The organism is Methanoculleus sp. UBA430 (assembly GCF_002506585.1).
Lineage (GTDB): Archaea > Halobacteriota > Methanomicrobia > Methanomicrobiales > Methanoculleaceae > Methanoculleus.
The window spans coordinates 235,230-262,010 of record NZ_DAXW01000001.1 but is presented as its reverse complement, the minus strand read 5'-3'; the positions used below and the strand labels follow the sequence as shown (position 1 = coordinate 262,010).

Genomic DNA, 26,781 nt, shown 5'->3' with positions numbered 1-26,781 from the left:
GAGAACTTCGAAAAACCTCACCCCATCCAAAGTACTTTATAGCCACGGATCGACGTTTTTCTCATGAGCACGTTTACCAATTTTGCGATTCGGCACGAATATGCCAGCCTTGCCGCCCTGGGCGATCGGCTGGGTGAGGTCAGCGGTCTGATCGACTGGGACGCCTTCCGTCCTCTCCTTGCTGACCTCTACACCAATGCCGAGGGAAGAGGCGGTCGTCCGAACTACGACGTTGTTCTGATGATCCGGCTGCTGGTGCTTCAGCAGTGGTATGGCCTCTCGGACCCCGAACTGGAACGTCAGGCGACCGACCGGATCTCATTCCGCCACTTCCTCGGGTATCCGGAGACCATTCCGGATCGGTCGACGGTCTGGCTGTTCCGGGAACGCCTGGCGCAAACCGGGAAGGATACCGCGATCTGGGAGGAGTTCCAGCGGCAACTCGAGGTACAAGGGCTCACCATCAAGCGCGGCGTCATGCAGGACGCCTCGTTCATCACTGCCGATCCCGGACACGCCTCTGCCGACACGCCCCGGGGAGACCAGGCAGAGACGCGGCGCAGCCGTGACGGCACCTGGGCAAAGAAGGGCTCGAAGTCCCAGTTCGGCTACAAACTCCATATCCTCATGGACAAAGACTACCAGCTCATTCGCCGGATCGAGACCACCACCGCGTCGCTCCATGACAGCAGGATCGATCTCTCCCGGAACGGCGAAACGGTCTATCGTGATAAAGGCTACTTCGGGGTGAAACCGAAGGCGTCCATGGACAAGACCATGCATCGGGCGACTCGCGGTCATCCGTTGTCGATCAAAGAGAACCGGCGAAATAAAGCCATCAGCAGAACCCGATCACTGGTGGAACGGCCGTTCGCCTGGATGAAACGGGTGCTTAAGGCAGGGCATCTCATGGTCACGACGGTTGCCCGGGTCCGCGTCAAGAACACCTTCTCCTGCATAGATTTTAATCTCCGCCAACTTCTTACCCTCAAAGCGCAAGCTGCCGAGCGGTAGCTCTCGAGAAAATCCAAAAGAACCTCTAAAGGCAAGAGTTCAGGAAGGAAACGGCTCAGCAGTGACGGAACGAAAGTGCAAATCCTTGATGGAAGAGAGGGTTAATCGCAATTCTCTGCCGTGAGGGAGAAGACACTGTCGGCGATGATGTAGGTGAGCGAGAGGACCGCGTAGGCGAACATGCCGATGAGGATGATCCACTTCCTCCCCCGCCTGTCCGATATCCGTCCGATGACGGGCATGAAGACCGACCGGGAGAGCGCGAAGGCAGAGAAGATGATCCCGAGCCAGATGCCGGTTGCTCCGAGGTTCTCCGCGTAGATGGGGAGGAGCGGGCTGACGACCCCGAGCCCGAGCATGGTGGCAAAGACGGAGATGAATAAGACGTTATAGATTCGTTTGGCGGTATTCATGCGAAGTTAACCTGAGCTGGTCTTCCGATCGGCAGACCGGTTTGCGGTACGTGTACGGTTGCGAGAAAAAAGTTGGGGGCACTCTACCTTATACATTCGGTCGAAATCATACCCGCCGCGCGACACAGCACCACCGGTCGTAGATGGGGTCGCGCCGGTTCTCGAAGACCTCGGTCTCCCGGTCCTCTTCGGCACACCACTCTTCCACCCGGGCCGCCTCGGCCTCTGTGCCGACGGTGATCAGCGTTTCATCGGTGAGGATGAGGAGTTCGGTGACGATCGATTCCCAGAGGTTCGCGTTGTACGAGTAGATCTCCCCGGCCATGAACGCAACGCCGAGGGGCACCGGCGCGATGTAGCGGGAAGCCTCCTGCGCGTCGATACAGATGGTATCGGCAGGCGCGAGGCGGCCCCGGGTAAGCCCGAGTGCGAGGAGCGCGGGGTCGTTGTCATAGGCGAGCGCCCGCACCCCACCAGCCCGGAGGGCCGCGGTCCCGACGCCCGAGCCGCAGCAGCAGTCGAGGCAGGGGGTTCCCGCACGGTCGCCCCAGACCACGGTTACGAGGTCGCGGATATTCCCCTCCCGGTCGGGACGCAGGTCTTCGAGAGCGGGAACAACGTTTGCGCGGATATCGAGACTGTAATACTCGCGGACTGCCGAGAGCCATGCCTCCCGGCTCTCCTGGTAGATATCACCGCCGACGGCCTCGAAGCACTCGATGACCTCGATCGTCGGGTCCCTGAAGAGGAACGAAGCGGCGTGCCAGCCGTTCGAACCGTCGTGGAGCGCGAACGCGAGCGGCTCCTCCTCCTCGTCGACCAGGAGTCGGGCTTCGTCCGGGCTTCCCTGGAACAGCAGGGCTGTACAGGCGTCTATCGTCAGTTCCGCAAACGACGGTTCAACCAACCGGCACCCGTCGACCTCAAGGATATCTGCAACCTTCATATCGTTCGCCTCTCGATCGTTAAGCCACCCGGCGCCCGGATGACCCCGTCCACGCGGGCGTCCTCGTGCAGGGTGAGGCCCCGGCAGGAGATGTTCCCGAGGATATGCACCTCCTGCTCGATCACTACGTCGCCGTCGCTCTGGACGTCGCCGTGGATGATTGATCCCCGTGCGATGTTCGCATCTTCCTTCACGTGGAGGCTCCCGAAGATCGTCGTCCCTTCCCGGACCGCGATCGAGCCGGCACGGATGTTCCCGTGCAGCCGGCACCCTGCCCCGATAGCCATCCTCTCCGGGACCGAGAAGGTCTGCATGTTGAGGACGGCGCCGGCCGGGATCATCAGCGGCGTGGAGGCGGGGGCTTCGTCTTCGCCGAAAAGTTTCTGAAGGACGGCGTCCAGTTCCTCCTGCTTCTCGATCCCGAGGACGGCAACGAGGTACATCATGATGTAGATGATGACCGGCATCGGGTTGCGGATGGAGATCCAGCCTTTTGCCTCGAATCCGCGCTCGATCTTGACGTTATCCCCGATATCAAGGTCGCCTTTGACGATCAACTTCCCCTGGATCTTCACTCCCTCGCCGAGGTAGGCGTCCTCCTCCACGAGAACGTCGCCGGCGACCTCGCACCAGTTGTCTATCCGGACGTCGCCGGCCGCAACGATATCGCCGTTGATTTTGCTGAATTCGCAGACCACGACGTCGTTGCCCGTGAGGCCGTAATCGATCCGGCACCTCTCACCGATGACGACATCGAGCCCCGTCTTGAGCGTCCTCTCCTGGAGTTCGGTCCGGTCCGGGAGGTTACAGGCCCTGATCCAGTCGTGGTCTCCTGTCGGTTCCATCTATGGTATAATCTTCATGCGCCATACTTATGACTCTTATTGATTAGATCCAGGGCGATCGGCATGAGATCGCAGCCGCGGATACGATGGAGGCCGCCCTCCGCACACGAGACCTCGTCGAATCGGACTGTCCGGTCCACCCGGACCCCGGGACCCCTGATGACGATCGGCACCGGGTCGGCGCTGTGATCTTTTATGGCACAGGGGGTGCTGTGATCGGCACAGACGACGAGCAGGGTGTCCTCAAGATCGAGCAGCGGCTCGAGCGCCTTATCGATCACCTCGATGAAGTCCCGCTTCTGGATCCCTTTCCCGTCGTGGCCGGCCTCGTCCGCGCCCTTGATGTTCATCAGGACGAAGTCTTTGCGGCCGAGTTCCGCGATCGCCGCCCTCACCTTGGCGTCCAGGTCGGAGTTGGTCGACCCGGTGGTCCCCGGCACCGGGATATGCTCGAGCCCCACGACCTTCCCTATCCCGGAGATGAGGGTGGCCGCGGAGATGACACTCCCGGAGAGGCCGTAGCGCTCGGGGAACTGTGGGAACGCGCCCATCTTCCCGGCACCCCGGATCAGGAGGAGATTTCCCGGCGGGAGGCCTTCCTCCACCCGCCGGACGTTCGCCGGGTGATCGAAGAGAATCTCCGCGGACTGGCGGATGAACTCGTTGCAGGCATCTGCCGTCTTTTTGTCCGCCGGATCGTCGGTACAGGGTTGGACGGCCGGCGGGCGCACTCCCTCGTTCTTCGGGTCGTTCGAGGAGACCTTATCCCCAAGCCCTTCTCCTACGAGGGCGAGGGCCGCACGGTGGCCGGCGCCCGACTCGAACCTGAACGCGAGACCGAGGGCCGAGAGGTCGACGCCCTCCCGGATCGCCTCCGCGAGGGGTTCTGTCCCGGAGATCCTCCCTGCCCGGCGGTCGGTGATGAGGCCGTTCGCGTCGACCGTCGCGAAGTTGCACCGAAAGCCGATCATCCCGGCGGTCATGTGGATCCCGGTCCCCTCGGCCTCGAGCGGGCCCCGGCCGGTGTAGTATTCCTGCGGCGGGTAGCCGAGCAGGGAAAGGTGGGAGGTGTCGGACCCGGGACGTATGCCGGGTCCGATGGAGTCCATGATCCCGCATACGCCTTCCGCAGCGATCCGGTCGAGGACCGGGGTCCGTGCGGCGGCGAGAGGGGTCAGTCCGTTCAGCGCTTCGCAAGGACGGTCGGAGATCCCGTCCAGCACCAGGAATAACACCTTGTGAGCAATCATCGAGAACAGGTGAGATCCCGAACCTGATTACTCTTGCCGGTGCCGGTCCGGATCACCGGCCCCTCGCCGCTGCTCTCCGGAGTGCGAGGCATCGCTCCGTGTGGCGGAGCGCCTCCTTTGCGAGGGCGTCGCCCTGTCTGCGGCATTCCTCCCTGCAGTCGATCATGATGAGGATGTTGGTCGTCTTGATCATCTCGGCCGAGAGTCCCCGGATCTCCGCGGCAAGGTCATCGTCGACGATCGCCTCCAGGTCGCGTATGATGTCGTAGAGCTGGTGCGAGTACCGGTCGAGCAGCGTGTTTGCGGCGAGAACCCAGGCGCCGTCTCTCTCCTGCTCCGCAAGGTCGGTCCATTCCCGGTGGAACTGGACAAGCATCCTCCTGATGATCCCCCGGGCCACCGTCTCCCGGTCTTCCAGGTACTCCTGATCGATCCGGGACAGTTTTACCCGTTGCACACCCCCAGGGTGCTCTTGTGTCGTCACGTTTCTTCACCCCGTCGCCGCACTTCTGCGAAGATATGCCCGGTCATAGGGCATATATCTTCGTGCCGTCTCTGATCATCGGAGGGACAACTACGAAAAGGTGCGGGAGCCGTAAGAAAAAGAGTGAGTAGCCGGCCTTATACGGTCGCGACCTGCTCAAGTTTGGACTTGGTGATCTCGACCCGGCGGATCGGGTAGATCGTCTTTACGACTTTGAAGACGTCCCGGGCCATGTCGCCGGAGACGATATCCTTGACCAGGGTCTCAAAGTCGCTCTCCGCCGCACGGGCGGCGAGGGCCTGCGAGATCGCCTGCCGCACGGCGTGGACCTGGCTCTGATCGGCCCTCGAGAGGGTGAGACAGACGACCGTCACCCGCAGGAGTTTGCCGTCCTTGCTGACGACCGGGTGGATGGTGTCGATGCGGGATGCCCGCCGCTTGACCATCGACCGGAGGTAGTCCCGGGTCACTTCGTGCCCGATGAACTCGGTGTACGCGGCGTCGCCGGCCACGTCGTTGATCTTGAACCTCATCTTGATGTGGGACTTGGAGTAGTCCTGCACAACTTCGCCGAGCGTCGCGGTCATGACCCGGCCGACCATGTTCGCGGGGTCGGCCGAGATTGCGTCGCCAATCTCAACTTTGCCGAAGGCGTCGGGTACGTAGACACGGTACCACTTCTTGGCCTTCCAGCCTTCCAGCCTTCTTCCAACCTGTTTCTTCTTTGCCATGGTATCACTTCTCTCCTGATTGTTTGTATCCCAGATTCACTCCGGAGCTCCCGGTTGTCTGCCTGATGCCGATGTGCACACATCCTCCGCTATCGCCAGGTTCATGAGGTAGTCGTCCACCGAGGCGGTGATCGACCGAAGCCTGGTCCCCTCTATCTCGGCCCGCACTCCTCCCTCGATCGGGTAGGTCCGGATCAGGGTGAGATTGTCGGGCTCGAGCGCGGCCGCCACGCATTCCGGACGGCTGTGCGGGGTCTCGATGACGCCCTCGATCCGGGTCATGCATGCACCTCATTTAAGAGTTCCTGCCTGAACCGGTCAATCTGGTCGGCGCCGATCAGGGCTCCGGCCCTCCGCTGATGCCCGCCGCCCTGGCCGCCGCATGCCTCCGCGACCCTCCGCATCAGCGGCTCGAGGTCGAGGTCGATGCCCGGCGGGCAGCGTGCCGATACGGAGTACCGGTCCCCCCTCTCTCCGATGACGAAGACAGGCCCGCTCTGGACGAGATCGTTTGCGAGCGCGTCGGCGACGTCGCTTGCTACCGCTCCATCGTCTACCGCAAAGAGAGCGAGACGCTCGTCGAGACGGCGCGCCCCCCGGATGCCGGCGATGACCGCCTGCCGATAGCGGGCGGTGATCTCCCAGGCTTCCTGGAGTGCATGGGTCGAGCGGAGGCAGAGCGATGCGCCGATGTCCCCGCGCCCGGCCTTGCCGCAGGCGTCGACGACGGCGGCGAGGTTCGTGGCCTCGTCGATCACCTCCCGTCCGAGGCTGTAGGTAGTGCCCCAGATCCCGCAGAGCGCGGAGAGCGAGGCTTTCGGGGCGGCCGTGAGCACGACCCGGGAGAGGAGGGACTCGACGTCCACGTCATCCTCATCAGTGACCTCTGCGACGAGCGCCCTCGCCGCGTCGGGCTCGCCCGAGAATCCCACAAGATACGGGTTGACGGAGAGTGCGAACTGCTCGACGAGCCCCCTTCCCGGGAGGCGGAGACCGCGGCGGGGTGCGATAAACCCGTTCCCGATGCCTTCGCTGGAAATTTCCCGGTTCGGCCCCTCTATCTCCTGGCCGTCGCCGATGATCCCGAGGAGTGCGAGGCCCGTCAGGTCGCGGTTGTCTCCCATGCGCTGGGCGACGAGGTAGGCCGCACCGGCCGCCGAGAGGTTTCGATCGCCGTCGATTCCCGCGAGGCGCGGGTTGACGTGGTAGTCGCCTTCGAAGTGGGGCAGATGGTGGTCCACCACCATCACGTCGCCGGAGAGGTCCGTGAGTGCTGACCCGAAGTCGCAGAGGAGCACGCTGCTGTCGTGAGGGACCTCGGCCGCGGTGATGCCTGCGCGGATCCTCAGCCGGAACTGCCCGCCCTCACGGAACATGGCATGGCAGAGGATGGATGCGGCGGCTATGCCGTCCGCGTCATGGTGCGCGAGCACCTCCACAAACTCCTGTTCGAGCAGGTGATCGGCGAGGTTTGCAGCAGCGGCGTTTAGCGACATGGGGTCATCAGCGGGAAAGCAGGATCTCCGCAGTCTCCGGTTTATATGTCCAGCCTTTCGGCATCCGTCCGGATCCGACGTAGTACTTGACCAGTCTGCGCACCTTGGACTCAACGATCTGGAGCTGCCGGGCGTTGTGCACGTCCTTCTTGTTCTCCTCAAGGTGTTTCCTTAACCCGAGCGCTTTCTGCATCAGGTTCCGGAGATCTTCGGGGATCTCGGACTCAAGCCCCTTTTCGCGAAGGATCTCGTTTACACGCTTGCCGGTGGCGAGCTTGACGTCAGGGACAGCGTACCTGTCCCGCAGTGCAAGGCCGATCTGGCTGGTCGACATGCCGTCTTTGCGCAGATCGACGACGATCTTCTCGATCTCCGTAGCGTCCGTATTGGACCACTCGGGTGCTTCCTTCCGGTAGGGCCGGATGGAACTGCTGGTTCCTCGGCGCCGAGCGTACATTCTTGCCATTCATACACCTCCGTTAGATACACTATGTAAGTCCAGAAAAGAGTCCGTTACCTGACTAATCTCTGTAATCCCGAGCCCTTGCGGGCAGTGCTTCCGGGAGCACGTCGGACTTACCATAGCCAGCACATGTGGTGCTGCATCATATTCTCCGGGAGGCGTCTTAAGGGTATCGGGCGGATGCACAAGGAGCCGGGAGCGATCTTCTTCGTGAGGGTTCCCTCATGAGGTGAAGGGGCAGAGCCGGAAGGCCCGGGCAACAGGTGCGGGGGTGAAAGCTGCGTCCCTTCGTCAGGCGGATCAGGAGGGCCGGATCGCCGCCGGTCAGTCTACAACCGGGCGTTGAACCTCAAGGGCCGTGCCTATCGGGAGGATGGTGTGAGCCTGTCCGGGTACGATCTCATTATGACACTCTCGCCACTCAAGGAGGGGCATCTCCGGCTCCGGGATCCCCGACGACTGCGAGCCGCGTATCTTCAACCACAGCCGGCGCGGGAAGGGGCCCGGCCTCTACATCGTCCGGATGCTTCTGGGGCGCTATAGGGGCAGCGTCCGGGCGGGTGACCACGTCCCGGGCCGGCCGGGGGAAGGGGCCGCCATCACGTTCACCCTGCGGCGTTATAAGCCGGGAGGGAGTGAGCCGAATGTTTATCTCCTCCCCGGTCAACATGTATTGGTACCGGAGCGATAGTAGTCTAGCGGTAGGACAGGGGCTTCCCAAGCCTCTAGCCCGGGTTCGATTCCCGGCTATCGCATGGGTATCTTCTGGTTCTGTTTTTCGGTACCGTTCTCGATTCCAGAAGAACACGATTGCAATCCTTGAGTCCGCGAGGACCAGGTTCAATCTCAAGGCCACGCTGATTGACCTCCAGGATTCGGATGCCGTTCAAAATGCCCCTTGCGCGTTTGGAACCTTCTGTATCGTGCATGACGGCGAGGTTATCAGCCATCACCCGATCAGCAATACCCGGTTTGAGAATATCATGAAGAGGAGGGTCGCGTAACCGGGGAGGGAAGAGGGGGTTCTGCCGGCCCCGGTTTCCCGTAGCGTGGATCACCCGACGCCGTTACTGTCGCCATCCGCAATAATCTCGAACCGGCAGTGATCAAACCCCATCGAGTAGCACCGGGCCTCGATCACCTCCATCGGCCGCCCATAGTGGCGGGAGAAGAGTGCCCGGAGGATGCCGGAGTCGAACGCGCACGCGGGCTTCCCCGTTACGGGCAGGTCGGCGCATTCGAAGCAGTCGTAGACGAGGAGGGTGAGCGGCTCCGTCCCTGCGATCTCGATCCGACCGAGGTTGTGCTCCTCCCAGAACCGGGCGATCTTTGCGCAGAAGGCCCCCGTATCTGTCTCGGTCACCGCCGGATAGAGTTCCTCCCCGACCCGCTCGCCGGCCCGGGTGAGGAGCGGGTCGAGCAGGATCCCCTCCTGCATCAGCGAGACCCGGACCGTCCGGAAGATCAGTTTATAGAACGCAAAGGGGTCGCTCGATCCCGCCCGGTACGCCCCCGTGTAGGCGGCGAGCGCATCGGCCACCCGGTCGTCGGGCGTGACGCTTGCGACGAGCTCGCCGGTGAGAAAGAAGATCTTGCGTCTCGCGTCCTCCGGGTCGGCCCGGGACCCGATCACCCCCGCTGCCGTGAGGTCCTGGAGGTGTACCGAGACCGTTGACTTTGCCCGCCCGGCAAGGGCGACGATCTCATCGAACGTGTACTCGCGTTCCCGGAGCGCTGTAAGGATCGCGCGCCGCACCGGGTTCTCGACCGTCCGCATCCCGTCCCGTGTCGAATACAGGTCTATCTCCAGGTTCGGTTTCGGCCGGCTGGTTCTCTCTCTGCCGGTCATCTCCTGCTCCATAGACTAAGATCGAAAGGATGATATATCAAATGTTCGGATATAATAGAACGTTCGTTTAATTACGAACAACATGAGGGATACATATGATGGCTACGAAACTCGCCCCCGGCGTCTACTGGGTCGGGGCAATCGACTGGAACCTGAGGGAGTACCACGGCTACACCCTCCCCGGAACGACCTACAATGCTTACCTTGTCCGGGGTGAGAAGACGGCGCTGATCGACGGCGCCTACCACGGGTTCGAGGGGGAGGTCCTTGGTCGTATCGAGTCTGTCTGCAACCCCGGCGCGATCGATTACATCGTCGTGAACCATATCGAGATGGACCACTCCGGCACCCTGCCGGCGTTCGTGCGGCGGATGCCCGATGTCCCGATCTACTGCACGGGGCGGGCCGCGGCCGGCCTTGCGCGCCACTACGATATCAGCGGCTGGAAGATCCATGTCGTGAAATCCGGCGACACCCTCGACCTCGGCGGAAAGACGCTCACCTTCCTTGAGGCCCCGATGCTCCACTGGCCCGATTCGATGTTCACCTACCTCGTGGAGGACGCCATCCTCTTCCCGAACGACGCGTTCGGGCAGCATGTGGCAAGCGCCGCCCGGTTCGACGACGAGCTCGGGAAGGATGCAGCGATGGCCCACGCGCAGAAATTCTTTGCAAACCTGATCATACCGCTCGCGCCGAAGGTCCTGAAGAAACTCGACGAGGTCGGCGGGCTCGGGATCGATATCAGGATGATTGCGCCGAGCCACGGCATCGTCTGGCGGTCCTACGCCGGAGATATCCTCAAGGCCTACACCGACTGGAGCCGGGGTGTCGCGAAGGAGAAGGTCACGATCGTCTACGACACCATGCACGGCTCGACCACGATGATGGCCCGCGCGATCGCTGAAGGGATCATGGCCGAGGGCGCCGACGTCCGGGTCTGCCTCCTCCGCGACGGCCGCTATGAGGGGACGCACCGGAGCGATATCGTTACGGATATCCTCGACTCAAAGGCGGTCATCATCGGGTCGCCAACGCTCCAGGACGAGGTCCTCCCCACGGTGGCCGGGTTCCTCAGTTACCTCCGGGGGCTCGCGCCCGGCCGGCTTACCGCAAAGAAGATCGGGTGCGCGTTCGGGTCGCATGGCGGCATGGGCGGTGCGGTCGCTCAGGCAGAAGCTGCCCTGAAGGCGGCCGGGATCGAGGTGATCGACGGCGGGTTCCAGGTGAACTACCGCCCGGACGGCGACGAACTCGGCCGGGCCTACGAACTCGGGCGGAGGGTGGTGCAGGAGATCCGCGCCCGGTGATCTCGTCTTCCCATACACGTTCTCCGAATCCCGATATGCACCCGGTGTTTCACGCCCGCCGGATGTCCCTATCTGCCGGACTGATCGGCCCAACCACACCCCCGGGCGATACCCGGGGTCCATACTCTCGTTCGCTCTCCTTCACGCCGGTGCAGCAGAGACGGGCCTCGTTGTCGTGCGGGGGAATATCGCGGGGGAAGATGTAATCGTGATGAGCGGCATCTACCTCCCGTGATGCCGGACAAGACGAGCGTTCTGCGGGGAGACGGGCGGGCATGAGAAGCCGGGGCTGGATCCTGCTCTCCCTTCTCCTCAGCGGCGCAACACTCACAGTTCTCCTCGCGGTGACCTTCACCCCCGAGACCCGGGCCTACCTCGGTGAGGTCAGCGTCGCCGCCCTCTTCCTCGCCCTCGGGCTCCGTGCCGCGGCGATCGTCTGCAGGATCGCGCGGATCCGGGTCCTCTGCGGCGGTCTCGGCTACACCATGCCGTTCCGGGGCCTCGCGGAGCTCCAGTTCCTCTCACTTCTCGCCGGCTCGATCACGCCCGGTCAGGTCGGCGGCGAACCTGTCCGAATCCACCGGCTCTCGCGTTCCGGGCTTGCCATCGGGGATGCCGTTGCCGTCGTCGTCGCGGAGCGGGTGCTTGACCTTGCCGTAGTTGTCGCTCTCACCCTCGCGGCCCTGCTCGCCGTCCGGCACCTCTGGGGCTACCTCGCCGCTACCGTCCTCTACCCGGTGGCCGCCTTCCTGCTCCTCGCCCTCGGTCTCCTGCTCGCGCTCATCCTCCTGATCCACCGCCCGTCGTTTCGGAGGAGGGCGGTGGACGGTGTTGCCGCCCGGGTGATCGACCGGTGCAGCCGGAGCCGGCGTTGGCTCCGGTTCTGTCCGGGTGCCGGGACTGCGAGCTCCCTTGCGGAGCGGATCAGCCGTGAGGCCGAGACGTTTGCCGCAGGGCCATCCCGGTTTGCGCGGGCCGGCCGGCGGGCTATCGGTGGTGCGCTCACCCTCACCGTCCTTGAATGGACCCTTTATTTCTCGGTATCCTCGGCCCTGCTCGTTGCTCTTGGTCTACCGCCTTCCCTCCCGGAGTCGCTCCTCTTCCAGGGGGTTCTCCAGATGGTCGCGACCATCCCGCTCATTCCCGGCTCGTCCGGGATCGCCGAGATCGGCGCCGTCACGCTGTATCGCCAGCTCGTGCCCGCTTACCTCCTCGGTATCTTCGTCGTCCTCTGGCGGCTGACCCTCTACTACCTCAACATCCCTCTCGGTCTCCTTGCGGGTGTTCTTGCCGCGAAGGAGGGGATCGGTGAGGGCGAGGCCGATCCCTATCCCACTGAAAACCTATAACCCTTATGAGACCCAAATCTATCAATTAACGCGATATGACCGAATTTTTCCTGTTCACCAGACAATCGATGAGTATTCGGATCTCCGGCGGGGGAGGATCATGATCACCGATACCGATATGTATGCCCTCTCGATCATCACCGAGAACAGGGCCGGCGTGCTGCGCGATGTGGCCACGGTGATGGCGGATTACCAGGCCAATATCCAGATGATCCAGCAGTCGATCATCACCTCCGGCCCGAACACCGGGAAGGCGTACCTCTACTTCGAGTTCGAGGAGTGCGGGAACCACGGCGAACTGATCGCCGACTTATCAAGGGTGCCGTCGGTTGTCGAGGTCACGATCTACCCGCCGTTCTCCCGGATATTCGGGTCCCGGGTGATCATCATCGGCGGTGGTGCGCAGGTGGCGCAGGTGGCGCTCGGCGCCGTGAACGAGGCGGACCGCCACAACATCCGCGGCGAGCGGATATCGGTCGACACGATCCCCCTTGTCGGGGAGCAGACCCTGGCCCTCGCCGTGGACGCGGTGGCCCGGCTCCCCCGGGCGTGCATTCTGGTGCTTGCCGGGTCGCTGATGGGGGGGGAAGTCTCGCGGGCCGTCGACCGGGTCCGGCAGGCCGGCATCCCGGTGATAGCCCTCAAGATGGCGGGGAGCGTCCCGCAGCACGCCGATCTGGTCGTGACCGACCCCATCCAGGCCGGCGTCTTCGCCGTGATGCACGTCAGCGGCAAGGGGGTCTTCGACATCAACCGCGTGCGTGGACGTGAGTTCTGATGAATTCGATCGATATGGCTGTCAAGGTGCTCTCGCGGGACGGGCTTATCGTCTATCCCACCGAGACGGTCTACGGCCTCGGGGCGGACGCTCTCTCCGAGGATGCGGTGATGCGGGTCTATGAGGCCAAGAACCGGCCGCTGGGTAAACCGGTCTCCGTTGCGGTCTCGGATATGGAGATGCTCTGTGCCGTCGCCGTGGTGGACGAGGCTGCACGGGCCTTCATCGACCGGTTCCTGCCCGGCCCGGTGACGGTGGTCCTCCCGGCGAAGTCCTGCCTGCCGGAGGTCCTCACCGGCGGCACCGGTCTCATCGGGATCCGGTGGCCCGAGAACGAGATAGCCATCGCTATCATCGCGCGGTTCGACACGCCGATCACGGCCACGAGCGCGAATATGTCTGATGATATCCCGCCGGTCCGGCCCGAGGAGGTCTCCGTCCCCTACGACTACCTGGTTGACGGCGGGGAACTTCCCGGGACGCCGAGCACGGTGGTGGACCTGACCACCCGGCGCATCCTGCGGAAGGGGGCGGAATGGGAAGCAGTGGAAGCGTTCCTGGAGACCCTGCAACCATGACCTCCATACGGCTCCGTGACTTCATCGAGGACCGTGAGGGCTGCATCTATGCGGTCTCGAACTACGACAACACCGATCGGGTAGGGTGCATCCTCCGTTACGTCCCCGATGCGGACGGGGAGCGGACGGGCATCACCGGCCGGCGGTACCGGAAGTACGACTTTGCCGAGTCTTTCGCCTGGATCCGGGAGCATAAGCCGGAGTATCTCGACGCGGTCCACCGGGTGCCCTGCTGCGATGTGGTCCGGGTCTACAAGCCGGAGGAGGAGATCGGGAAGGTGGCGGCCCGGAACGCCCGGGTGCGGAGGCTCCTCTCCCGCTTCGACCTCCCGACAGGCTCGTTCGGGTGCACGGGCTCGCTCCTCTGCGGCCTGGAGAACGCCGCCTCCGATATCGACCTGGTGGTCTACGGCGACGCCTGGTTTGCCGCCCAGCGCCAGCTCCGGCACCTGGTGGGCGCGGGGGTGATCCCGGGGATGAGCACTGCGATGTGGCGGAAGGTCTACGACAAGAGGGTGCCGGAGATATCGTTTGAGGCCTTTGTCCTGCACGAGCAGCGGAAGTGGAACCGGGGCGAGTTCGAGGGGACCTACTTCGACCTCCTCTACACCCGGGCCTACGGGAACCTGGACGCGGTCCCGGCCGGGAAGGGGACAGTGCTTGGCCGGGCGACGATCGAGGCGACGGTCACGGACGCCTCTCTCTCCTTCGACAGCCCGGCGGTCTACGCCGTGGACCACGACGATGTATCCCGTGTGCTCTCCTTCACCCACACCTACTCAGGCCAGGCGCTCGCGGGCGAGGTCATCGAGGCAAAGGGCGTCGTCGAGGAGCACGGCGACGAACGGTGGCTGATCGTGGGGACGACCCGCGAGGCGAAGGGCGAGTATATCGTTTCGAAGACGCTGCTTGAGAGCGTTTAGAAGAGATCCGAGAGTCGCCGCGGGCCGGCCATGCATCGCTCGAAGTGAGGGCAGCCGTCGCATGGGGCCCGGAGGGGCCGCGGCGGGATATCGCCTGCGACGACCCGTTTTGCGGCCCGGACCGCCCGGACCATCTCCCGCCGGTCGCGGGGCTGGGGCTCGACGAACCGGCAGACGCCGCTTGCGACATACTCGACGTAGCCGCCGGCGACGGCGCGCCCGAGGGTCTCTTTGAGGCAGGCAACGTAGCAGGCGACCCGGAGACGGTCGGTGCCGTAGGCCCCGGCTTTCGGCGCGGTGCTCGATCGGGCGATGGCGAACGTGCCGTCTTCGAACACCTTGTCTACCCTTCCCCGGATGCCGAGGGTGTCGGACTCGACGGCAAGGTCGGTCTGGACCGGCGTCTGCCAGGCGGTCTCCCGGCAGGCGGCGACACACTCGTCGAGGAGGTCCCGGGACTCCGGCGGGGCGTCGGGGAGAACGCAGAGGATCTCCTGCCAGATCTCTTCCGACTCGAGGAGTTCCCCGAGGTGGGTAGAAACCTGTTTGCAAACGGTGTAGCGGGCCGACTCCGGGTGCTCCTCCGAGCGCTCGAAGTAGTAGCGCCGGGGGCAGATGTGGCAGGCGACGACGCCGGAGACCGGGATGTAGTCAGTCATGGATAGCGTGGTCCCGTTTGAGAAGACGTATGCGTTCTCTCTATTTATCGGGATACGCTCGGCGCGGAGTTCCGGACGTCCGGGACGAACGCTTATCCCGGAGTGGATCACAGAAGAAGGGTATGGCAAACCGCGAGATATCGGTCAACATTCCCAGCGACCTCGACCCGGTCTACTCCAACCGGATCCAGATCGCCTACAAGGAGGACGAGTTCACGTTCCTCTTCCTGCACGAGATCCCCGGCATGAACCAGGCGCGGGGGAAGGCAATCGTCTCGATCAGCCCCCGGCACGCGAAGAACCTGGTCGCGGTCCTCGCGAAGAGCGTCGCGGACTACGAGCAGAAGTTCGGGGCGATCGCCGGCCAGGAGAACGCCCCGCACCAGGAGGGCAACGTTACCATCCGGGGGTACTCCTGAACGGGGCCGGGTCGGCGAACCCCCGGCAGGTGATACCTTTTTAATTCCGGACGTACAATATTCTAGGGCAGTCGCCGCTGTGGCTTAGCGGTATAGCGGCTGATTCGTAATCAGCAGGTCGGGGGTTCAAGTCCCCCCAGCGGCTTCTATTATTCACGTTTAATTCTTTCAGGCAATCCTAGTAAGGTGTTTTTCCGACCACAATGCATGCTGAACTTAGCCGCACCAACAATCGACACCGTCTTCAGCTGCTAGCTGAAGTGCCACGATACGAGCGGCGAGATCTACTGCGTGACCTTCAGCTGCAATGCAGTCCGGATCTCGAGATACTGGGTGGATGCCATCCGCACCGCGGTTGAGGCCTTGGTGGACACCGTGCCGGCGCTGGCCTGAAGGGAGTTTAGAGAGATTTCCTTTTTTTCCGAATGTGGGCATCCATGGAGAATGAGGTGCTGTTCGTCGCGATTTTCGTCAGCGCCGGGCTGCTCGGATATGTGGTTATTCTAGGCCTTCTGATCATGTGGGACCAGGTTCTGGACCATATGGGCCGGACCGGGTCGGGGAAGAAGCAGGCGTGAGGACCTGCGCTGGGGGAAGGGAATAACCTCTTCTGTTGCAGAAATACGCCAGATTTGCCGATATTTCGGGTCGAAATCATCTGTTTTCAGCGACTCGGAAAGTCGCCATAATATGCCATTTTATTGATGAAATAAGAGCAATCCTCCTTTATATTGGCCGAATAAGAAGACTTGATTATGGGAGGATGAATCCCTGACCGTCGCAGAGATCTGTCATCTGAGGGTTTCTGTGAAAAAGACTTTTTTTTGTGAATTCGGCCGAAAATTTGGGTATTTAAGTGTTGCTGAACCATATGCACCTGCCCGGCTGACAGCCGCGAGCATGCCCGGCGCAGCTGGAGATGCGAGCAGCGGGCGGAGAGTACCGTCACGATGTGAGCGATAGCGAGTGAGGGCGTCAGCGGTGACGGAAACCGGGAACAAGCAGGGTGACACTCTGCAGCGATCATCGGCAGCAAAGAAACTCGCCCGCCCACGCTGTCCCGAAAAAGAAGAGGTTCCCCCACGGCCCCCGATGAGGAAGACAGCGACCGGCGGAGTGTCGGCCGTGGGTCTGCCGTTCTACGGGATCTGGCTGAAGCGGAAGATTGAGAAGCAGTATCGCGGGACATCAAGTCGAGATGTGATGGCCTGATGCTGCATCGGATGTAGGGCAAACTTTATCCTACTGTGCATAATTGAAGGGGGCCGAGATCTGACGTGGACTTTGATCTCGTCCACGCTAACGCGCATCAGATTGGTGAAAGATTATGGAGGCAATGGCAGTCCGGAGGTTTGAAGTCCCGCCGAGTCCGTGCCCACCGGAGGAGTTTTCTGGCAGGTTCATAGAGCGGAGGACGATACTGAAAACCCTCTCTCAGGTAAAAGATCGCGGACAGGTGATACTGATATCGGGCGCCTCTGGCTCGGGGAAAAGTTCACTCCTGAGATGGGCCGCCGATGAGATCCAGAAACCTGATGGGCTGGAAAGCCCCGCAATAATAAAGGAATTTTACGAAACGGCCGGAATGGGCCTAAAAGTATATTTAGACTTGCTCAAAGACCTGAAAGGTCATACAAAATTCGGCTGGTTCAAAAACATTATAGAGAACACTGGAGTCATTAAGTCTCTGAATACCACACTAGACCTTTTAGAGACGTTCACGTCGATTACCGAGCCGGTCGGGATAGGTATTCGAGTTGTGAGGGCTTTCACAGGGGCATTCGCCCAACCTCAAAAGGTTGAATATGACCAGATTCTCACCTCGTATCTCACGATATTTCGGAATATCAGTGCCGAGTTGCAGAAATATGACCGGTTCATTGCAATCCTTCTCGATGATGTCCAGTGGTCTTCCGATCTGGACTTCCGGCTGCTCAAAGATCTGGTTCGGAATGTACCCCCCAATATCGCTTTTTTGGTGACGTATCGCCGGGAGGACAGGACGCAACAAATGTACGAAGAACTTGTGGGAGAACTAAACCGGTGGAATCAAACAACTCTTTCTCTCTATTGCTTGAAGTCTGCAGAAATAAAAGATCTCGCTGCCCGGAGGTACGGTATATCTCTTGCTGATTCATCAGCTCGCTGCTTAGAGGAGCATGCCGGCGACCCGTTCAGCCTGATAGCCTGCTTCAATTTGTTACAAAAGAAGGGCTTGAGCCCCGATATTGGTAATTTGAGAACTGTTCTGCCGGAAGCACTCCAAAACCCTGCAAGATCATTTTTGGCAGGGCTTGATCAATCATCACGAGACCGCGTGAATTTGATTTGTATTTTGAAACAGCCCATTCCACTCCGAATTATTGTCTGTATGACAGAAACGCAGCCTACAGAAGCAGCGCGACTGCAATCCGATCTGGATAACGACATAGTGTTCAGACGAGTTGAACGAGGCCAGTATGATTTTGCTCACCCTTCGCTCCGAGAATACTGCAAATATGAACTCCCTGAAATTCAGGAACTTGAATTACACAAGAGAGCGGCGAAATGTTTTGAGGAACATCTGGATAGATTACCTGATAAACAACATGCATATCAATCTCTTGCCGAGCATGCTTTCCGAGGAGAAGATTATCAAAAGGCCCTCGATCTCAATTTCAAACTTGGCAGTGACTTATATGAACATTACGATTACTCAACCGCTCTCGAGCTGCTGGACAGGGCAAAGATCTCAGCAGAACAGTTAGATGAGCGGGGAAAACTGGCAACAGTACATCATTATTTGGGCATGGTTCATCAAATGTCATTTCATTTTCCAGAGGCGCTGGAATGTTACAGCCAAAGCTTGGCGGTCTGGCAGGAAATTGAGAATCAGGTAGGCGAGGCAAGAGCTCTCCATGCGGCGGGGATGCTATACTATGCGATGTGCGAGTATGACGAAGCATTGAACCAGTGCAACCGAAGCATGGCGATCATGCGGAAATGTGGTGACCGAGAAGGCGAGGCGGGAGTTCTCCGCCTGATAGGGGCGGTGCATGCAGAAGAACATCAATACGATACCGCACTGGACTATTTCAACCAGAGTTTGACGGTCTTGCGGGAAATTGGAGATCTTGATGGCGAGGCATTAAGCCTCCTTAGCATGGGAAATGCGTACAGGGCGATGCACAGATACGACCTAGCACTGGAATGTTGCAAGCAGAGCCAAGTGGCCGCAAGGAAAATCGGGTACCTTGATACCGTGGTTAGAACTCTCTTTGAAGCAGGGACGGTGTATTTGGAAACGCAACGATATGATGAGGCACTTGACTGTTATAATCAATGCCTGGCGATCGAGCGAGAAATTGGATATCGGGACGGCGAGGCCTTAACCCTCTGCCAGATAGGAATGGTTTTCCAAAGGATGCATCGGTATGACGAGGCGCTGGACTGCTACAACCGGTGCCAGGAGATCTCACAGGAAATTGGATTCCGTAAATGTGAGGCAAAAGCACTTTACCAGATAGGGACAGTGTATCAAGAAACGCATCATCATGATGAGGCGCTGGACCATTACAACCAGAGTCTGGCAATCGAGCAGGTACTCGTAGATCGAGATGGCGAGCCCTCAACATTCCAACGTATTGAAGCATTAGAGGCAAATAAAAATCAAACTTGATGGTTGTTTTCAAGCGGTTCCCTCTGTTCCAAAACCTTCTCCCCGCCGCAATCCTCCATCGTGATAGACCAGCAGATCCTCCCACCCCGAAGCCCTGACTCTCCAGCCCTGCCGTCGCCCTCATCCAGGCAGGGGTCACCCTCAAACCCATCTAAATGAGGACGAATTTGTGGTCTTGTCTGACTTTGCGTCGGCCTTTGAGGCCAGATTTTAGCCCGGGGATAACTGGCACATAGCACCCTGATTGCCGGAGACAGCGGGGTCGGAGGACCATATCGGTCATATGAGCGAGAGTAATTCTTGCGGGATTTAACTACGGGTCTGCTCGATATCGGCTGTCTGAGGGCTTCTGTGAGGAGGGTTTTTTCTGCAAATTCGGCCGAAAATGGGAGTATCTAGACATTGCTGAATCATATGCGCCTGCCCGGCGCAGCCGGAGATGCGAGCGGCGAGCGGGAACAGCGCCACGAAGCGAGTGCAGCGAGCGAGTGAGGGCGTCAGGAATGGCAATTTGAATCTCTCTGAGTTTTCTGGTTTTGGAGTGAATCCAGGTTCACCATGACCAACAAACAATCCAAAAAACGGATGACCCCCCATCCCTCTTCCGAAAGCCCACGGCCAACGACACCGGCATGCTGTCCCTCCCCGGTATCGCGTTCATGCCGCACTTCCCCGCAGCCGGTTACTACCCCATTGACTCCCCGCCGACGGGGCTCAGCACCGGTCCTCGGGCTCCCTGCGTCCTCGGAGTGCTTCTCGCCGGCTTTGCAGCCGCGAAGAAGGGGTAAACCGGTATTCACGATCTCTGGCCGCCGATACATATCACTGATACCTTTATAGATATATCATAGTTTACCGATACATATCACTGATATATAAAATGGGTATCATGATACAGTGATAATTGTGACCTCGATTGATCAGTCCCCGGAAGTCGTCGCGTTCATCCGGGAGGCGCTCGGTCTCTCGCCCGACGCAAGAGCCGACGATGTTGCAGTTCTATATCAAGCAATGGAGATTGAGTTGCCGTTGCAGCCGGATATCGTCTTCAAAGACGGCGATCGGCTCTACTTCGTCGAGGTAAAATCGAACGTTACGTCGATCGACACGATTGGCCGAATGCAGCTCTTACGGGAACTCTGGTATCGCCGGAGATCCAATTGGCACCCGGTCGAGCTGGTTATCGCCGCCAGAACCATTCGCCCACGGGAAGAGCAGCTCGCACGGGAGGTCGGCATCCGGGTGATCAAACTCCCCCGGACACTCGGTCCGCCCCTTCAATCCGAGTTCAAGCCGTCGAAGAGCAGGATCACTTCCGAAAAATCCTGGAAGATCGTCTCCCGCCTGCTCAAAGAGAAGAGCACATCCATCCGGCAGCTGGCGCTGAAAGAAGGGGTTTCCTACGGCTGGGCGCACAAAACCGTCGAGATGCTCATAAGCCAGAACATCGCGAAGAAGAACGACAGTTACGTCCAGATCAGCGATTTGAAAAAACTTCTGAACGGCATCGCCTGGGAGCGGCCGATGAAGAACCTGAGCATCGCCGAGATCCCGGTCTCTTTCAGCGATTCGATTCCGGCAGCGAAGGACATCTCCTCAATGCTCTCCGAACAGAACGTACCGTTCGCCTTCACCGGCTACACTGCCGGCGGGCTCTATACTGGATATGCAGTTCGCCAGGATGCGGTCTACCTTTACCTCGATAAGAAAAACCTCGATCTCTTCACTGAGTTCTTCAAAACATCCTCCTACGAGCCCGACCGGAGCAGCATTCGGGCATGGATCTACGCGCCGGACAGGGATGTCTATACCGACACGCGGCAGAAGGAGGGCATCACCGTCGTATCTCCTGCACAGAGCCTGCTCGACCTTGCAGGATTCGGGTACAGCGCGATGGATCTCACGAAAGCGATGGTGGAGATGTATGACGCTCTATGACCGGGGTCCGGAAGTCATTGAGCGCTCTCTCGCCGAGCTCCGGGAGATCGTCGCCTGGGTCAACGAACGCGAAGAAGATTAGCCCACTCCGATGACGAGCCTTATCGGGGGGTGGGCTGTCGATGCATACAACCCGTATGTCGGTTCCGTCGACATCGACTCTGTCACCAACAGCAACCCGCCGAAGCCTGATGCATCATCTGGTTCATCGCGGGGGATTTCATTACAGGCGATATACTCACCATACGACTGTGGAGAAAGGATCGGGAGCAGAAACCGTTATCCTTGACTTCTATTCAAGAGAACGCCGTGATCCGTTCGAGGGTGGCCGGGGAGAACTTGCGCTTGACTTCCTTGATGATCACACTGTCATCACGTCTATCAGGGGCAACATCCGGATGGCCATCCCGACACGCGGGGCGCTCCTGATTATGAAGCTGAAAGCCGTATGGGACCGCTCGTTCCGCTACGAACAGGGGAGGTCGCCCGATCCCGAGTGGGAATACTCGAAACTCGTCAAAGACAATGCAGACGTTCTGGCTCTACTGGATCCTGAGCACGGTGGGCATGATCTCGATCTTGAACACCTCGGCGAGATGCTGAACTGTCATCGCTTCCTGAAGGAATGCATCGAGAGATTGCCGGGGTTGGACGATGCCCGGGAAAAATACGAACGGATGGATGAGAAAACCATTCGGCAGGTCTGCGAGGATTTCATGTCGGTGCTGTGAAGAGACAGGCTCAATGAGGTGGAGTCATTCCTCGAAAAGCTATGAGAACCATTTGGGGAGGGTATTTTATCCTCACCTCGCGGAGAGCGCCTCATTGAGCGAGAGGGATTCTTCCTCCTCGACCTCTTCCATCAAGAGCGCGAGTCCGCAGTCTTCGAGAAGTTCCTCGATCTTCTCGAAGGTCTCAATGTCAAGAACGACCCCGATCTTTCTGTCGTTGTCGGTTACGATGTACTGCCGCTTGATATTGATCACCGCTCACCACCTCCTGTCGTTCTCTCGCCTGCACGGGTATCCTGGGAGAGCGGAACGATAACTGGTGAGGTATTCCGGTGCCGCCATCGTTTTCTTCCCCTCACTGAATGGCCCGCTACTCCCGCGCCATCATCGCGGCCGCTTCTCTTTCGAGGTCGGTATACGGTTCTCCGGCGACGTCCACCACGATCCTGCGGACCGTCCCGGTGAACGCCCACGGCCGCTCGCCGGGATAGTCGCCGGTCACGGGATCGCCCGGGTCCAGTCCGACGGAAAGCCCGCCGCCGGCGATACCAAAGTACGCGGGCTGGGTCCTGATCCGTCCCTCACCCACTTTCCGGCCGTTGACGGAGATCGCGAGCGTCCCGTGTGCGGTGCCCTCCGGCTCCTCGCTCTCCTTCGTGAACGCAACGGAGAGCGTGACCCTGCCGGCAGGGAGTCCGGCGTCCGACGCGACCACCTGCTCGGTACCGACGAAGTTGTAGACGTATCGGGGCCGGTTATCCCTGACGTAGAGGGCGTGGCCCCCGAATCGGCCCCCGAGGGCGAAGAGGACTCCTTCTGCACCGCCATCCGGGATCTCGACGTCGGCGGTGATGGTGTAGGACCGGTTGCGGATGTTCGCCGCCACGCCTTCGGGGACCGGCGCGGTCTTCGGATAGTAGACGAAGAGGTTGCGTTGCGGCGCGGGCCGGGGCCGGGGGCTGGTCAGGACTTCCGGAGCGGTGCGATCTTCGAGCGGCAGCCCCCGGTACTTCCCGGCCTCGTGCCACCAGAGGGCGATCATCTCAAAGAGTTTACGCGGGTGCTCGTCGGCCAGATTATGTGTCTCCGAGCGATCGTCCCCGGTATGGTAGAGCTCCCAGGTATCTTCGGCGAAGTGGCCCCATCCGGCCATCGCCGGGTGCGTGGTGACCGCCTTCCAGCCATCGTGCCAGATCCCGCGGGAACCGAGCATGGAGTAGAACTGGGTATGCCGCTCTGTGGACGCATCGCCCTTCTCGAAGGTATAGCGCATGCTGACGCCCTCAACAGGCCACTGGGCGTAGCCCTTCACGGTATCGGGCATCGGGATACCGATACATTCCAGGATGGTGGGCGCGATGTCGACGGCATGGTGGTACTGGTGGCGCATCTCCCCCGTTGTCCGAATGCCCCGCGGCCAGTGGATGATGCAGGGGTCGGCGATGCCGCCGGCGTAACAGTAGCGCTTCCACATCTTGAACGGGGTGTTGAACGCCATCGCCCAGCCCGAGCAGTAATGGTTGTATGTCTTCTCGCTCCCGAGGTCGTCGATAAACTGCAGGTTCTCTTCGAGAGAGTCCGGAATGCCGTTAAAAAACCTGTTCTCGTTGACCGAGCCGTTCGGCCCGCCCTCGGCGCTGGCACCGTTGTCGGAGACGAGCACGATCAGGGTGTTCTCAAGTTCGCCGCTCTCTTCGAGGAAGCCGATGAGCCGGCCGATCTGGGCGTCGGTGTGGGAGAGGAACCCGGCGTAGACCTCGGCCATCCGGGCAAAAAGGCTCTTCTCCGCACCTGAGAGCGAGTCCCATGGTTTGACGGCGTCCAGTTCCGGGTATGGCTGTCCGTCGGGACCCGTCCTTGCCTCCGGCGTGCCGATGGGGTTGATCGGCGGCAGTTCCGTATTCTCCGGGACGATCCCCATCTGCTTCTGCCGTGCAAGCACCCTCTCGCGGCAGCGCTCGTAGCCCATATCGAACCTGCCCTTGTAGCGATCAGCCCACGCCTTCGGGACATGATGCGGGGCGTGGGCGGCGCCGGGGCAGTAGTACATGAAGAAGGGCTTTGCCGGGTCGATCTGCCTCGCGTCCCGGACGAACGCGATCGCCGTATCGGTCAGGTCTTCGGTGAGGTGGTAGCCATCTTCGGGCATCGCCGGCTGTCCGACCGGGTGGTTGTCGTGGACCAGGGCGGGGTAATACTGGTTCGTCTCGCCGCCCAGGAATCCGTAATACCGTTCGAATCCCCGGCCGATGGGCCAGTTTCGCCTGGTCGCGGCCAGGTGCATCTCGTCCTGCGGGCAGAGGTGCCATTTGCCGAGCATATAGGTGTTGTAGCCCCGCTCGACCAGCACCTCTGCGAGGGTGGCGCACTCGAACGGGATGTGGCCGTTTGAGTTCGGAAACCCGGTGGTCGCTTCTGCGACGCAGGCCATCCCGACGGTGGTATGATTCCTGCCGGTCAGCAGGCAGGCGCGGGTCGGGGAGCAGAGCGCTGTCGTGTGCCACTGCGTGTATAATAAGCCGTTTGCCGCCAGGCGATCGATGTTCGGTGTATCTATCAGCCCGCCGTAACAGGAGATGGCCGAGAACCCGACGTCGTCGAGGACGATCATCAGGACGTTCGGGGCACCCTCAGGCGCCTTTGGTTCTTCATACGGTGTCCAGTCGGCAACGGAGTCCCGGACATCGACATTGACGACACCCTTCCACTCTTCAGGCATACCTTCTCCCCCCATCGAAATTGGTGAACAGGGTTCCGCAAGATATCTTGTCGTTTATATAGTTGTCATCGAATATCCTGGTGACGACCTGCCGCTACGTTAACGGCTCGTGCGCCCGCAGCATCTCTTATACTTCAAACCGCTCCCGCAGGGGCAGGGCTCGTTCCGGCCCACCTTTGCCGCGAGCATCGGCATCACCTCGCCCGCGGGCCGCCCCCGCCGGAGCAGGTCGGCCATCATCCGCATCGGGCGGTCGGCGTGGGAGAAGAAGGTCCGGTAACCATCGCAGAGGTAGTTCAAGCCCCCCTCGCCGTCCGGCGCCTCGATGAACCGGTTCTTCGGGCATTCGCCGTTGCAGACGGCGAGGAAGTTACATTCCCGGCAGTACCGGGGGAGCGTGTCGCGCTTGGCCGTCCCGAACCGCCGTTGCGCCTTCGAGGCGACGAGCTCAGCGAGCGGTGTCGTGATGATGTTGCCGAGGAGGTGGCCCGGCTCGACGAAGTGGTCGCAGGAGTAGAGGTCGCCGTTGTGCTCGAGCGCCACGCCAAGGCCGCAGGTCGGGGCGAAGACGCAGACCGTCCCGGCCATGCCGAGCCAGCCCGCGAGCGCCCAGTCGAAGTTCAGGACAAACATCCGGCCGACGTCGCGCCCGACCCACTCATCGAAGATCGCGACCAGGAACCGACCCCATTGATCCGGCCGGACGGACCGGCCGGTGACCGCGTTCCCTTCTTCCTCCCGCTCGACGATGGGGATGAACTGGATATACGGTGCAGAGAGTTCGTCGCGGAAGAACCGGTAGACCTCGAGGGGGTGGTCGGCGTTCGTCCTGTTCACCGCACAGAGGATGTTGAACTCGACATGATGCTTCCGGAGCAGGCGGGCGGCGTTGAACACCCGGTCAAACGTGCCCCGTCCCTGCCGGTCCCTCCGGTAGACGTCGTGGAGCTCCCCGGGGCCGTCCATCGAGAGGCCGACCAGGAAGTTGTTGTCGTGGAAGAACCGGCACCATTCGCCGTCGAGGAGGATGCCGTTCGTCTGGAAGGTGTTCTCGATGCGAGTTCCAGGTCTTGCATACCTCTTCTGGACCGCCACCGCCCGCCGGAAGAACTCGAGCCCTATCAGGGTCGGTTCTCCCCCCTGCCAGGCGATCGTCACGAGGGGCACCGCGTGCCCTGCGATGGTCTGGCGGACGAACTCCTCCATCACCTCATCGCTCATCCGAAAACTGCTATCCGGGTACAGGTGCTCTTTCTTTCTGTAGAAACAGTAGGCACAGTCGAGATTGCACCGTGCGCCGGTCGGTTTTGCCATGACGTGGAAGGCGGGGGGCGCCCCCTCGCCGGACCCGCTCATCGGCCGGCCCCGTTCCCGCTGCACCGGCCGGAGGCGTTGAAGACCGGAGATAGGCCTGGTTCCGGCGTAGTCGACCATCCCTTCCGATACAGGTGCGAATTGCGTACGAACGCCTCCCGACAAAGCAGTGTTTCCTCTGCGGGCAGTGCTCTCATGCTCCCTCCTTTTTCAAAGACTGCGTGAGGGTTCTCCCGAAGAACAGAGGCTGGAGAACGAAGTAGATCGCCACGGAGATGTATATTGCGATTGCCACCCGGGGCAGGAACAGTGCGAGCAGCACCCCGATTCCATCGAGCACGATGCCGTATCGCCGCCGGTGCTCCAGACCCCGGAGATCCGTGTCTCCAAAACTGTCGATGAGGAGTTCCGGACGCCGGACAAGGTAATTCATGATCCTGTTCAGCATGAGCGACGCGAGGAACAGGTCCAGCCCGTAGATGAACACCGCCAGCCGCGAGCCCGGCCCGATGAGGTGCGTGGCCATCAGGCTCGTGGAGAACGGGAGCAGAGAGACGAAGAAGAGCATCACGAGCGTCATGCGGACTGTAACGCCGTTTTCGTGTGCTGTCATCCGGGTAATGGACATATGCGTGATCCAGAACCCGCCGATAAATGCGAAACTGATGATGTAGGCGAGGAAGTCGGGCCACGTCTCAAGAAGCGCCCGCAGCAGGTCATCGGTGGCTTCCGGCACGGGAATTTCGAGGACGAGCAGGGTGATGACGATGGCAAAGACTCCATCGGCAAACGCACTCAGCCGGTCGGCAGGAAGCATGTCGGTCAGGCGATCTCGATCGGACGTCTTCGGACTCTCATCGCGGGCGGCCATCATTCCTCACCTCCGCGCCGGCAGGAACGTGAGCGTTCGCATG

The 26,781-nt window shown here is 60.8% G+C and carries 27 protein-coding genes and 2 tRNA genes; 14 read left to right on the top strand and 15 right to left on the bottom strand.

All coding sequences use genetic code 11. From position 1 onward, the window contains the following. Positions 1–63: 63 nt before the first annotated feature. A complete protein-coding gene (locus BRA49_RS01325) occupies positions 64–1,014 on the top strand; it encodes an IS5 family transposase (protein WP_209727645.1) in 951 nt (316 codons plus the stop codon). A gap of 101 nt (positions 1,015–1,115) precedes the next feature. Here BRA49_RS01325 and BRA49_RS01320 read toward each other — a convergent pair whose 3' ends face one another. The 9 genes from BRA49_RS01320 to BRA49_RS01280 all read right to left on the bottom strand — a co-directional run bounded on the left by BRA49_RS01320 (position 1,116) and on the right by BRA49_RS01280 (position 7,645). Then, positions 1,116–1,427, bottom strand: a complete 312-nt coding sequence (locus BRA49_RS01320) for an MFS transporter (protein ID WP_292382752.1) — start codon at positions 1,425–1,427, stop codon at positions 1,116–1,118. Positions 1,428–1,533: 106 nt separating this feature from the next. Next, positions 1,534–2,373 carry a hypothetical protein gene (locus tag BRA49_RS01315; RefSeq protein WP_292382750.1) on the bottom strand — a complete coding sequence of 280 codons (840 nt, stop codon included), beginning with the start codon at positions 2,371–2,373 and terminating at the stop codon, positions 1,534–1,536. Continuing rightward, a complete protein-coding gene (locus BRA49_RS01310) occupies positions 2,370–3,218 on the bottom strand; it encodes a polymer-forming cytoskeletal protein (protein ID WP_292382748.1) in 849 nt (282 codons plus the stop codon). The genes BRA49_RS01315 and BRA49_RS01310 overlap by 4 nt, the downstream gene beginning before the upstream one ends. 14 nt (positions 3,219–3,232) lie before the next feature. Then, positions 3,233–4,468 carry a 2,3-bisphosphoglycerate-independent phosphoglycerate mutase gene (locus BRA49_RS01305; RefSeq protein ID WP_292382747.1) on the bottom strand — a complete coding sequence of 412 codons (1,236 nt, stop codon included), beginning with the start codon at positions 4,466–4,468 and terminating at the stop codon, positions 3,233–3,235. Positions 4,469–4,520: 52 nt separating this feature from the next. Continuing rightward, complete coding sequence (locus tag BRA49_RS01300) at positions 4,521–4,925, bottom strand: hypothetical protein (RefSeq protein WP_292382746.1); 405 nt, start codon at positions 4,923–4,925, stop codon at positions 4,521–4,523. 164 nt (positions 4,926–5,089) lie between these two features. After that, entirely contained in the window at positions 5,090–5,683 is a 594-nt protein-coding gene (locus BRA49_RS01295; protein ID WP_292382745.1) for a 30S ribosomal protein S3ae, read from the bottom strand. Positions 5,684–5,719: 36 nt separating this feature from the next. Continuing rightward, on the bottom strand, positions 5,720–5,965 hold the full coding sequence (locus BRA49_RS01290) for a KEOPS complex subunit Pcc1 (RefSeq protein ID WP_292382744.1): 246 nt from the start codon (positions 5,963–5,965) through the stop codon (positions 5,720–5,722). Beyond that, positions 5,962–7,179, bottom strand: a complete 1,218-nt coding sequence (locus BRA49_RS01285; protein WP_292382743.1) for a DHH family phosphoesterase — start codon at positions 7,177–7,179, stop codon at positions 5,962–5,964. The genes BRA49_RS01290 and BRA49_RS01285 overlap by 4 nt, the downstream gene beginning before the upstream one ends. A 7-nt stretch (positions 7,180–7,186) precedes the next feature. Further along, positions 7,187–7,645, bottom strand: a complete 459-nt coding sequence (locus BRA49_RS01280; protein ID WP_292382741.1) for a 30S ribosomal protein S15 — start codon at positions 7,643–7,645, stop codon at positions 7,187–7,189. A gap of 681 nt (positions 7,646–8,326) precedes the next feature. Between BRA49_RS01280 and BRA49_RS01275 the strand changes: the two genes are divergently transcribed. Both BRA49_RS01275 and BRA49_RS13570 read left to right on the top strand, forming a co-directional pair. Continuing rightward, positions 8,327–8,397, top strand: a tRNA-Gly gene (locus BRA49_RS01275). Further along, the gene (locus BRA49_RS13570) at positions 8,392–8,646 is read left to right on the top strand and encodes a YoaP domain-containing protein (RefSeq protein ID WP_366523106.1); all 255 of its coding nucleotides are present in this window, start codon (positions 8,392–8,394) and stop codon (positions 8,644–8,646) included. Before BRA49_RS01275 ends, BRA49_RS13570 begins: the two co-directional genes overlap by 6 nt. A 50-nt stretch (positions 8,647–8,696) precedes the next feature. Here the strand turns inward: BRA49_RS13570 and BRA49_RS01270 are convergent, their stop codons facing one another. Continuing rightward, a complete protein-coding gene (locus tag BRA49_RS01270) occupies positions 8,697–9,491 on the bottom strand; it encodes a V4R domain-containing protein (protein WP_292382740.1) in 795 nt (264 codons plus the stop codon). 95 nt (positions 9,492–9,586) lie between these two features. Between BRA49_RS01270 and BRA49_RS01265 the strand changes: the two genes are divergently transcribed. The 5 genes from BRA49_RS01265 (at position 9,587) to BRA49_RS01245 (ending at position 14,429) form a co-directional block, all read left to right on the top strand. After that, the gene (locus BRA49_RS01265; protein ID WP_292382738.1) at positions 9,587–10,801 is read left to right on the top strand and encodes an FprA family A-type flavoprotein; all 1,215 of its coding nucleotides are present in this window, start codon (positions 9,587–9,589) and stop codon (positions 10,799–10,801) included. 275 nt (positions 10,802–11,076) lie between these two features. Then, positions 11,077–12,150 (top strand): lysylphosphatidylglycerol synthase transmembrane domain-containing protein, encoded by a 1,074-nt coding sequence (locus BRA49_RS01260; protein WP_292382736.1) that lies wholly within the window; start codon positions 11,077–11,079, stop codon positions 12,148–12,150. Between the two features lie 100 nt (positions 12,151–12,250). Beyond that, a complete protein-coding gene (locus tag BRA49_RS01255) occupies positions 12,251–12,928 on the top strand; it encodes a DUF5612 domain-containing protein (RefSeq protein WP_292382734.1) in 678 nt (225 codons plus the stop codon). Continuing rightward, positions 12,928–13,506 carry an L-threonylcarbamoyladenylate synthase gene (locus BRA49_RS01250; RefSeq protein ID WP_292382733.1) on the top strand — a complete coding sequence of 193 codons (579 nt, stop codon included), beginning with the start codon at positions 12,928–12,930 and terminating at the stop codon, positions 13,504–13,506. The genes BRA49_RS01255 and BRA49_RS01250 overlap by 1 nt, the downstream gene beginning before the upstream one ends. Continuing rightward, positions 13,503–14,429 carry a DNA polymerase subunit beta gene (locus tag BRA49_RS01245; protein WP_292382731.1) on the top strand — a complete coding sequence of 309 codons (927 nt, stop codon included), beginning with the start codon at positions 13,503–13,505 and terminating at the stop codon, positions 14,427–14,429. Before BRA49_RS01250 ends, BRA49_RS01245 begins: the two co-directional genes overlap by 4 nt. Here the strand turns inward: BRA49_RS01245 and BRA49_RS01240 are convergent. Continuing rightward, the gene (locus BRA49_RS01240) at positions 14,426–15,088 is read right to left on the bottom strand and encodes a CRISPR-associated protein Cas4 (protein ID WP_292382730.1); all 663 of its coding nucleotides are present in this window, start codon (positions 15,086–15,088) and stop codon (positions 14,426–14,428) included. The two genes, BRA49_RS01245 and BRA49_RS01240, sit on opposite strands and share 4 nt — an antisense overlap. A 122-nt stretch (positions 15,089–15,210) precedes the next feature. On the opposite strand from BRA49_RS01240, the gene BRA49_RS01235 reads away from it, so the two are divergent. The 6 genes from BRA49_RS01235 (at position 15,211) to BRA49_RS01210 (ending at position 21,834) form a co-directional block, all read left to right on the top strand. Beyond that, positions 15,211–15,507, top strand: coding sequence for a DUF3467 domain-containing protein (locus tag BRA49_RS01235; RefSeq protein ID WP_292382728.1), 297 nt, complete (start codon positions 15,211–15,213; stop codon positions 15,505–15,507). Positions 15,508–15,580: 73 nt separating this feature from the next. Then, positions 15,581–15,652: transfer RNA gene (locus tag BRA49_RS01230), tRNA-Thr, on the top strand. A gap of 292 nt (positions 15,653–15,944) precedes the next feature. After that, entirely contained in the window at positions 15,945–16,085 is a 141-nt protein-coding gene (locus BRA49_RS01225; RefSeq protein ID WP_292382726.1) for a hypothetical protein, read from the top strand. A gap of 749 nt (positions 16,086–16,834) precedes the next feature. Continuing rightward, on the top strand, positions 16,835–19,165 hold the full coding sequence (locus BRA49_RS01220; RefSeq protein WP_292382725.1) for an ATP-binding protein: 2,331 nt from the start codon (positions 16,835–16,837) through the stop codon (positions 19,163–19,165). Positions 19,166–20,071: 906 nt separating this feature from the next. Continuing rightward, positions 20,072–21,103 carry a hypothetical protein gene (locus tag BRA49_RS01215; RefSeq protein WP_292382723.1) on the top strand — a complete coding sequence of 344 codons (1,032 nt, stop codon included), beginning with the start codon at positions 20,072–20,074 and terminating at the stop codon, positions 21,101–21,103. 251 nt (positions 21,104–21,354) lie between these two features. Beyond that, positions 21,355–21,834 carry a hypothetical protein gene (locus tag BRA49_RS01210; protein WP_292382721.1) on the top strand — a complete coding sequence of 160 codons (480 nt, stop codon included), beginning with the start codon at positions 21,355–21,357 and terminating at the stop codon, positions 21,832–21,834. 72 nt (positions 21,835–21,906) lie between these two features. On the opposite strand, the gene BRA49_RS01205 is transcribed toward BRA49_RS01210, so the two are convergent. From BRA49_RS01205 to BRA49_RS01190, 4 genes are all read right to left on the bottom strand, one after another. Continuing rightward, on the bottom strand, positions 21,907–22,089 hold the full coding sequence (locus BRA49_RS01205; RefSeq protein ID WP_292382720.1) for a hypothetical protein: 183 nt from the start codon (positions 22,087–22,089) through the stop codon (positions 21,907–21,909). A gap of 115 nt (positions 22,090–22,204) precedes the next feature. Continuing rightward, positions 22,205–24,553: an arylsulfatase gene (locus BRA49_RS01200; RefSeq protein WP_292382717.1), complete on the bottom strand. Its 2,349-nt coding sequence runs from the start codon at positions 24,551–24,553 to the stop codon at positions 22,205–22,207. Between the two features lie 99 nt (positions 24,554–24,652). Beyond that, the gene (locus BRA49_RS01195; protein WP_292382716.1) at positions 24,653–25,987 is read right to left on the bottom strand and encodes an anaerobic sulfatase maturase; all 1,335 of its coding nucleotides are present in this window, start codon (positions 25,985–25,987) and stop codon (positions 24,653–24,655) included. 73 nt (positions 25,988–26,060) lie between these two features. Further along, positions 26,061–26,738, bottom strand: a complete 678-nt coding sequence (locus tag BRA49_RS01190; protein ID WP_292382715.1) for a TMEM175 family protein — start codon at positions 26,736–26,738, stop codon at positions 26,061–26,063. Positions 26,739–26,781: the final 43 nt, after the last annotated feature.

Bases quoted from the DNA above. Each gene is read 5' to 3' on its own strand.
- BRA49_RS01325 (WP_209727645.1), top strand. From the start codon at position 64: ATGAGCACGTTTACCAATTTTGCGATTCGGCACGAATATGCCAGCCTT.
- BRA49_RS01320 (WP_292382752.1), bottom strand. From the start codon at position 1,427: ATGAATACCGCCAAACGAATCTATAACGTCTTATTCATCTCCGTCTTT.
- BRA49_RS01315 (WP_292382750.1), bottom strand. From the start codon at position 2,373: ATGAAGGTTGCAGATATCCTTGAGGTCGACGGGTGCCGGTTGGTTGAA.
- BRA49_RS01310 (WP_292382748.1), bottom strand. From the start codon at position 3,218: ATGGAACCGACAGGAGACCACGACTGGATCAGGGCCTGTAACCTCCCG.
- BRA49_RS01305 (WP_292382747.1), bottom strand. From the start codon at position 4,468: ATGATTGCTCACAAGGTGTTATTCCTGGTGCTGGACGGGATCTCCGAC.
- BRA49_RS01295 (WP_292382745.1), bottom strand. From the start codon at position 5,683: ATGGCAAAGAAGAAACAGGTTGGAAGAAGGCTGGAAGGCTGGAAGGCC.
- BRA49_RS01290 (WP_292382744.1), bottom strand. From the start codon at position 5,965: ATGACCCGGATCGAGGGCGTCATCGAGACCCCGCACAGCCGTCCGGAA.
- BRA49_RS01285 (WP_292382743.1), bottom strand. From the start codon at position 7,179: ATGTCGCTAAACGCCGCTGCTGCAAACCTCGCCGATCACCTGCTCGAA.
- BRA49_RS01280 (WP_292382741.1), bottom strand. From the start codon at position 7,645: ATGGCAAGAATGTACGCTCGGCGCCGAGGAACCAGCAGTTCCATCCGG.
- BRA49_RS01270 (WP_292382740.1), bottom strand. From the start codon at position 9,491: ATGACCGGCAGAGAGAGAACCAGCCGGCCGAAACCGAACCTGGAGATA.
- BRA49_RS01265 (WP_292382738.1), top strand. From the start codon at position 9,587: ATGATGGCTACGAAACTCGCCCCCGGCGTCTACTGGGTCGGGGCAATC.
- BRA49_RS01260 (WP_292382736.1), top strand. From the start codon at position 11,077: ATGAGAAGCCGGGGCTGGATCCTGCTCTCCCTTCTCCTCAGCGGCGCA.
- BRA49_RS01255 (WP_292382734.1), top strand. From the start codon at position 12,251: ATGATCACCGATACCGATATGTATGCCCTCTCGATCATCACCGAGAAC.
- BRA49_RS01250 (WP_292382733.1), top strand. From the start codon at position 12,928: ATGAATTCGATCGATATGGCTGTCAAGGTGCTCTCGCGGGACGGGCTT.
- BRA49_RS01245 (WP_292382731.1), top strand. From the start codon at position 13,503: ATGACCTCCATACGGCTCCGTGACTTCATCGAGGACCGTGAGGGCTGC.
- BRA49_RS01240 (WP_292382730.1), bottom strand. From the start codon at position 15,088: ATGACTGACTACATCCCGGTCTCCGGCGTCGTCGCCTGCCACATCTGC.
- BRA49_RS01235 (WP_292382728.1), top strand. From the start codon at position 15,211: ATGGCAAACCGCGAGATATCGGTCAACATTCCCAGCGACCTCGACCCG.
- BRA49_RS01225 (WP_292382726.1), top strand. From the start codon at position 15,945: ATGGAGAATGAGGTGCTGTTCGTCGCGATTTTCGTCAGCGCCGGGCTG.
- BRA49_RS01220 (WP_292382725.1), top strand. From the start codon at position 16,835: ATGGAGGCAATGGCAGTCCGGAGGTTTGAAGTCCCGCCGAGTCCGTGC.
- BRA49_RS01200 (WP_292382717.1), bottom strand. From the start codon at position 24,553: ATGCCTGAAGAGTGGAAGGGTGTCGTCAATGTCGATGTCCGGGACTCC.
- BRA49_RS01195 (WP_292382716.1), bottom strand. From the start codon at position 25,987: ATGGTCGACTACGCCGGAACCAGGCCTATCTCCGGTCTTCAACGCCTC.
- BRA49_RS01190 (WP_292382715.1), bottom strand. From the start codon at position 26,738: ATGGCCGCCCGCGATGAGAGTCCGAAGACGTCCGATCGAGATCGCCTG.